Genomic DNA, 7,093 nt, shown 5'->3' on the forward strand with positions numbered 1-7,093 from the left:
GGGATTGTCAAAGACTTTCCGATCACGCAGGACTTCACGCTTTAAGGTGGCGTTAAATGATTCTGCCAGGGCATTATCGGCACTCGTTCCCACCGCTCCCATGGATTGGCGAACACCAAGCTGGGTGCAGTGGTCCCTAAAGGCTTGTGAGGTGTACACACTGCCGTGATCGGAATGGAATACAGCCCCGTCAAGACTGCCACGCACACCGTGCGCGTGGGCTAGTGCATCGACGACCAGTGACACTCGCATGTGGTCTGCGATCGCATAACCTGCAAGTTTCCGTGAATACGTGTCAATGACTGTGGCCAAATACATGTTCTTGCCACCCTTACAGGGCGGGTAGGTAATGTCGCCAAGATAAACGCGGTTCGGCTCGTTGGCTGTGAATGTACGGCCTACTAAATCTGGCATGACTCGACGTCCAGGCTTGCGCCTGGTAGTGACACATCGACGTTGCTTAGTAAAGCCTTTTAGCCCCATGGATTTCATGATGCGTGCGACCTTCTTGTGATTGGTCGGAGGAAAGTCCGTATCGTCGTTAAGGCTTGCAGCGATGCGTTTAGCACCATAAAGCCCGTGCTCATCATCGAAGATGGTTGTAATTCTCGCACCAATAAGGGCATCGGAACACATCTTTAACCTGCGCTTTTCACGGGTGTTGACCCATTTGTAGAACGAGGAGCGATTGAGCTTTAACACGTGGCACATCCGCTTGACCGAGTACTCGGTTCGATGGTCATAGACAAACTGGAAGCGGATTACCAGCGTGTCTCTTCGGCAAAATACTTCGCGGCCTTACGCAGGATGTCGCGTTCTTCGCGCAGCTTCGAGACTTCTTTTTCTAGCTGACGGATTCGTTCAGAATCAGTCGTCGCCTGTGCCTTGTCGCGCATGGTCTTCGTGCGGGCACGCTTGCCGGTGCCGTACTGCTTAAGCCAGGAATAAAGTGAGGAACGATTGACTCCAAGCTCTGCTGAAGCCGCGTGAAGTGAGAGGTCCTCATTGTTTTCGTAGAGGGCCACAGCATCACGTTTGAACTGTTCGGAGTACCTAGGCATGGTGGTAGATTACCTTTCTTCCCAACCCAACCGGGCTGGATATCAGGTGTCTACCTAACAGGGGTCAGGTCCCTGTAGCCACGTACCTCTACTACACAATCAACAGCACAACAAACACGCCACTACACGCGCTATTTCACAGCACTACAGGATTACCGCTACACAAAACAACCGCTCTAATTCTTCGATTTTCGCTGAATTAGAGCGGTTTTAGCGCTGTCTCTGGGCACTGACCCCGGCGACACCCGGCTAGGCCGCTACAGGGCCGTACAAGGCGTGTGGCGAGCTGCTACAGCTCCATGCCACCATCGCGGTCGCGCTGTTGCTGCTGGCGGCGCTTGTTGGTTCGTTCCTGAGCACGGCGGCGTGCGGCGGTCCGTTCCTGCTGGATACGCTGCTCAACAGCAACCCGATACCGCTGCTTCATCTCAGGGTCGTTATCGAGTTCGACATGCAGGAAGTCCCGGTCTACGTGGGAAATCTCTTGCAGAGACTGCGTTGCCTCCTCGATAATGATGGCGGCTTCCTCTTCTGCAGCTGCGCGGCGCGCTTCGAGGCTTTCGGTGAATGCGCGTTTCTCCGTGTCAAAGGCTTCACGCTCACTGTCCAGGGCTGCACGTTCGTTGGCCAGCTGTTCACGCTCACGCGTGGCCTCGCTGCGGATGGCCACAGCATCACGTTGTGCTTCGCTACGAGTGCTCTCAGCGTCTCGTGTGGCCTCGCTACGGGTCTTTTCTGCGTCTCGCTCGGCTTCCTTGCGTGCTTCGCTGCGGATCGTTTCAGCCTCCTGCTCTGCACGCTTGAGCTTGGCCTCTGCAGCGCTGTTGACCTCTTCGGCACGGTCCAGCAGCTCATCTGCTTGAGCTTCGGCCAGCCCTACTGTCTGCTCAGCCGCAGCCTGTGCATCGCTACGGATCTGCTCGACGTCCTGCTCAGCCTTCTCGCGTGCTTCACGCAACACACGCTCTGCAACCTCGCGAGCCTGCTGTTCAGCGTTCTCCTGTACACTTCGCGCTGCTTCACGGTCCGCCTGGGCCTGTTCCAGTTCTTTTGCTGCTTGCTCGCGGTCACGATCAATCGCGTCCATGTCGCGGTGTACGGAACGGCGCTTGACTTCTACTTCATCCTCGCGGTTGGCAAGGTCGCGTTCACGATCCTGCTGCTCCGTGTAGCGGTCGAGGTTTAGGGATTCATCGTGACGTTCGGAGACTTCCAGTTCTACTGGGTAGCCGAGCGCGTGCATGTGTTCACGGAGTCCGCGCTGCGCGTCGATCATTTTTTGATTACCCGAGATCTGTTTACCCTTTTTTGGGCCAGATTTGTACCTGACCGAGGTGTCAGTGTTGTACGCGATACCTGGCCTACAGCGGAGCTTTGACGGATCATCGGGCTTCGGGGAGAAGCTATCGGCCTGGAACTGGCTATGCGGTGTGCTCTCGTCAAAATTCATATCCCCTCCGGCCACAGCATCGATGCCGCCGGGGATGAAGTTCTCGGCAAGCCAACGCATTGCCTCTTCGAAGTATTGTTTCGCTTCCTCGTAGTCGCGTGCGACATAGCGCGGACGTTTTACTTCGCGCCCGTCCACCTCACTGGTGTAGAAATCCGGGATTTCTTTGCACATCGATTTCGGTGGATTCAGCTTCGGCTGGGGCCTCGACGACGCGGTTTCTACCGAGGATGTTGTGAAGCACCTCCGCGACAACAGCCCGAGCCTGCAGACCATCCTCCACGGCCCGAGCACCAGTACCTGGGGTGGGCACAACCTCGCCGGCGGTCTGCGCCGCGTCATGGCGAAGTGTGGCTACACCGATATCAAGAGCTTCCAGAAGGTGGATATCACCCTCTCGAGCTAGCTGCGCACTTTCGCGGCCGACAACGCCCGGTGGAACTTCAATGATCCCCCGGGCGTTTTTCATGTCTACGGGGTGAGGCGTATGTCACAGCCGATTCATCTTGACTCTCCTGTAAGTCCGACTAAAGTTTGTCCAGAATAAAAAGTACGTCTAGGCGTAACTTATGGAACAGCCTTGGCGAATGCATTTTCAGGAAAGGAAAACTCAATGGTTCGGTCGGAAAAGCGGGAGTCGCGATCCGCACTGTTCGTGGCAGCAGCCGCGATGATGGCGATGATTCTCGCGGCGGCGCTCACAGCGTGCGCGCCGGAGGAGGATCGTGCAGACGGCGGAAAGCCGAAAGTGCTGACCACTTTCACTGTGATCCAGGACATCGCCCAGAATGTCGCGGGGGAACACTTGACTGTGGATTCTTTGACGAAGCCGGGGGCGGAGATCCACGGCTACGAGCCCACGCCGGCTGATATCCGCCGCGCGTCGGATGCCGACCTCATTCTGGATAACGGCCTGAACCTGGAGAACTGGTTCGCGCAATTCGTCGAGGACGTCGACGCGCCCCACGTCACCGTCAGCGACGGCGTGGACCCGATCGACATCACCGAGGACGAGGGCGCGGGCAAACCGAACCCGCACGCGTGGATGAGCCCGGTCGAGGTGGAGAAGTACGTGGACAATATGGTCACCGCCTTCAGCGAACTCGATCCGGACCATGCTGAGGACTTCAAGCAGAACGGCGAGCAGTACAAAAAGGAGCTGCAAGAGGTCCAGGACGGCATGGTCACTGAGTTGGCGAACCTGCCTGAGCAGCATCGCGCACTGGTGACGTGCGAGGGCGCATTCTCCTACATGGCACGCGACGCTGGTCTGGAGGAACGGTTCATTTGGGCCGTGAACTCCGAGAATGAGGCAACTCCGCAGCAGATCACCCGTGCCATCGAATTCGTCAAGGAGAACGACGTGCCGGCCGTATTCTGCGAGTCCACGGTCTCGGACGCACCGATGCAGCAGGTAGTTGATGCAACCGACGCCACCTTCGGCGGCACTCTGTACGTCGACTCCCTTTCGGAGAAAGACGGTCCGGTTCCGACCTACCTCGACTTGATCAAGCACGACGCCGACGTGATCACGCAGGCGTTGACGGGTAAGAAGTAGGTGTCACGGTGCAACAGGAAACGTCATCAGCCGCGGCGGCCGTTTCGTCGAATGCGACTCCCGCGATATCCGTGCACGATGTCACCGTTCACTATGGGAGCGTGCTCGCGCTCGACGGTGCATCCCTCGAGATTGCGCCGGGACGCGTGTGCGGACTCGTCGGAATGAATGGATCCGGGAAATCTACGCTATTCAAAACGATCATGGGGCAGACCCGGCCGGATTCCGGGACCGTCGCCGTCAACGGAGATGACCCCGCGGTTGCCCGCCGCACCGGTGTGCTCGGGTACGTGCCTCAGCGCGAGGCAGTGGACTGGGATTTCCCGGTCAGCGTGCGGGAGGTGGTCATGATGGGTCGCTACGGACAACTCGGTTTCACGCGCCGGCCTCGCCGGGCTGATATCGAAGCCGTCAACCATGCACTCGAGCGTGTGGAGCTCACGGACTATGCCTCACGTCAGATCGGTCAACTTTCCGGCGGCCAGCGGAAACGCGCCTTTGTTGCCCGGTGCATTGCCCAGGGGGCGAGGATCATGCTGCTGGACGAGCCTTTCGCGGGCGTCGATAAGCGCAGCGAAGCGACAATGACCCGGCTGTTCCGCGAGCTTGCAGACGGCGGTGCCACCGTCTTCGTGTCCACGCACGACCTCCCTGCGTTACCTGAGCTGGCTGATGAAGCGATGCTGCTCAACCGGCATGTGCTCATGCACGGCTCGCCCAAGGATGTCCTGCAACCCGATAATCTCGCCGCTGCCTTTGGACTGGATGTGATGAAACGATGATCTCTTTTCTTGTCGACCCGTTCGCCTACGACTTCATGGTCCGCGCGTTCGCCACGAGCCTGATTTCCTCCATCGTGTGCGCGGTGCTGTCGTGCTGGCTGGTCCTCGTCGGCTGGTCGCTGATGGGCGATGCCGTGTCCCACGCAGTGTTCCCCGGCGTGGTGCTGGCGTATATCGCGGGCGTTCCCTTCGCTCTCGGGGCAGTGGTCTTCGGCTTCCTCGCCGTGGGATTGATCGGTGTCGTGCGTGATACGAGCCGGGTCAAAGAAGACGCTGCGATCGGAATCGTCTTCACGACGCTCTTCGCGTTCGGGCTCGTGCTCATCTCCGTCACGCCCTCGCACACCGACCTCAATCACATTATCTTCGGTAACCTGCTCGGCGTCTCCAAAGCTGATCTCGTGCAGATCCTCGTTTTGGGCGTGGCCACGCTGGCCGTGCTCGTGCTCAAGCGCCGCGATTTCACGCTTTTCGCTTTCGATCCCGTGCATGCTCACGCGATTGGTCTGTGGCCGAAGCTGATTGGGGCAGTGTTGCTCGCCCTGCTCGCGCTCACCTGCGTGGTGGGGCTGCAAGCCGTCGGGGTGATCCTCGTGGTGGCGATGCTGATCATTCCGGGTGCGACCGCGCACCTTTTGACCGACAGTTTCGGCCGCATGCTGCTGATCGCTCCTGCGGTGGCCACCGTATGCTCCGTCGCGGGGCTGTACGCGAGCTACTACCTCGACGCTTCGCCTGGCGGACTCGTGGTCATGGCGCAGGGGATCGCATTCCTGCTGGTGTACCTGTTCAGCCCGAGCCAAGGGATCGTCACAGCGCGTGCGCGCCGGGGCGGAACGGCACGGCTAATTGGAGACGAACAGCGCATCGGTAGCGGTGCGGCCGAGCGGAACTGAGTTCTTTGCCCCGTCCACCTTCACATCGAGCGACTCGGAAAACGGTGCGCCTTCAGTGACCGTGAGGACGGCGCCGACAACGATGCCATTCTCCTCGAAAAACTTCAGCAGGGTCGGGTCCGAATCGGAGATCCGCTCGACAGTGACCGTCGTCCCCGCTGCACCGGCGCCCGCCCCAGCATCCGTGAGGCGGCATGCGTCCAAAGCGGGCACCGTACCGTCGGCGGTCGGGATCGGATCCCCGTGCGGGTCGCGGGTGGGGTGGCCGAGCAGCTTGTCCAGCCTGTCCACCAGGTAGTCAGAGACTGCGTGCTCTAAGTGCTCCGCTTCATCGTGCACTTCGTCCCACGTGTACCCGAGAGTCTCCACCAAGAACGTCTCGATGAGCCGGTGGCGCCGAATCATGTCCACTGCGTACCCGCGGCCCTTCTCGGTCAATTCCACCGAGCCGTACGGGGCGTGCACGATCAACCCCTGTGCGGCGAGCTTGCGCACAGCATCCGAGACCGACGACATCCGCAGCCCCGTCTGCTTCGAAATCAGGGTTGCCGTCACGGGTTCCGCTGACCATTCCGTGAGACTCCAGATGACCTTCAAATAGTTCTGGGTCGAAGTGGATAATTCGCTCACCGACATGCGTTCAACTCTACTTACCTTCCGGGAGCACGCTTATCGACGCCGCCCTGAACCGCTAATCCGCCCTGCACAGTCGCGACTGTTCAGTCTATCCAGGCCATGAGTTAGACTCTGAATCCGTGACTACCACCTCGAATGCACCAGAGCAGACCCCACCCGCAAACGCTCACCCGCGCCCCGTCCTCGTCGTGGACTTCGGCGCGCAATATGCGCAGCTCATCGCACGACGCGTGCGTGAGGCCCGGATCTATTCGGAGGTCGTTCCGCACACGATTTCCGCAGAAGAATTGAAAGCCAAGGACCCGGTGGCTCTCGTGCTCTCCGGTGGTCCCTCATCCGTCTACGAGGACGGTGCTCCGCAGCTCGACCCGGCAATTTTCGAGCTGGGGCTGCCCACCTTCGGCATTTGCTACGGCTTCCAGGTGATGACTCAGGCGCTCGGCGGCACCGTGGCCAAGACCGGCTCCCGCGAGTACGGTCGCACCGCAATGAACGTGCGCGGCGGCGTACTTCACCACGGCCTGCAGACCAACCACCCGGTATGGATGAGCCACGGCGATTCCGTCACCGAGGCACCAGCTGGCTTCGAGGTCACCGCTTCATCGGAAGGCGCACCAGTCGCCGCATTCGAAAACGCTGATCTATGCATGGCCGGCGTCCAGTACCACCCGGAGGTCATGCACTCGCCGCACGGCCAAGAGGTGCTCACG

At 59.7% G+C, this 7,093-nt stretch carries 6 protein-coding genes and 2 pseudogenes; 5 read left to right on the plus strand and 3 right to left on the minus strand.

Features of this window, described 5'->3' with window-relative positions:
- A pseudogene (locus HMPREF2604_RS10085) lies at positions 1–1,061 on the minus strand (IS3 family transposase); the annotation flags it as partial.
- A 289-nt stretch (positions 1,062–1,350) separates the two neighbouring features.
- On the minus strand, positions 1,351–2,685 hold the full coding sequence (locus HMPREF2604_RS10095) for a coiled-coil domain-containing protein (protein ID WP_070516674.1): 1,335 nt from the start codon (positions 2,683–2,685) through the stop codon (positions 1,351–1,353).
- An 88-nt stretch (positions 2,686–2,773) separates the two neighbouring features.
- Between HMPREF2604_RS10095 and HMPREF2604_RS14375 the strand changes: the two are divergent.
- From HMPREF2604_RS14375 to HMPREF2604_RS10110, 4 genes and pseudogenes are all read left to right on the plus strand, one after another.
- Positions 2,774–2,917: pseudogene (locus tag HMPREF2604_RS14375) on the plus strand (GuaB3 family IMP dehydrogenase-related protein); the annotation flags it as partial.
- 273 nt (positions 2,918–3,190) lie between these two features.
- The gene (locus HMPREF2604_RS10100; RefSeq protein ID WP_232745304.1) at positions 3,191–4,069 is read left to right on the plus strand and encodes a metal ABC transporter substrate-binding protein; all 879 of its coding nucleotides are present in this window, start codon (positions 3,191–3,193) and stop codon (positions 4,067–4,069) included.
- A gap of 8 nt (positions 4,070–4,077) precedes the next feature.
- On the plus strand, positions 4,078–4,851 hold the full coding sequence (locus tag HMPREF2604_RS10105; RefSeq protein ID WP_070516670.1) for a metal ABC transporter ATP-binding protein: 774 nt from the start codon (positions 4,078–4,080) through the stop codon (positions 4,849–4,851).
- The gene (locus HMPREF2604_RS10110) at positions 4,848–5,747 is read left to right on the plus strand and encodes a metal ABC transporter permease (protein ID WP_070516668.1); all 900 of its coding nucleotides are present in this window, start codon (positions 4,848–4,850) and stop codon (positions 5,745–5,747) included. The genes HMPREF2604_RS10105 and HMPREF2604_RS10110 overlap by 4 nt, the downstream gene beginning before the upstream one ends.
- Here the strand turns inward: HMPREF2604_RS10110 and HMPREF2604_RS10115 are convergent.
- Positions 5,697–6,383 (minus strand): metal-dependent transcriptional regulator, encoded by a 687-nt coding sequence (locus tag HMPREF2604_RS10115; RefSeq protein ID WP_070516666.1) that lies wholly within the window; start codon positions 6,381–6,383, stop codon positions 5,697–5,699. The two genes, HMPREF2604_RS10110 and HMPREF2604_RS10115, sit on opposite strands and share 51 nt — an antisense overlap.
- 119 nt (positions 6,384–6,502) lie before the next feature.
- Between HMPREF2604_RS10115 and guaA the strand changes: the two genes are divergently transcribed.
- A partial coding sequence (gene guaA, locus HMPREF2604_RS10120) for a glutamine-hydrolyzing GMP synthase (RefSeq protein ID WP_141746459.1) occupies positions 6,503–7,093 on the plus strand: 591 nt, incomplete at its 3' end.

The organism is Corynebacterium sp. HMSC055A01, assembly GCF_001809405.1.
Taxonomy (GTDB): domain Bacteria; phylum Actinomycetota; class Actinomycetes; order Mycobacteriales; family Mycobacteriaceae; genus Corynebacterium; species Corynebacterium hesseae.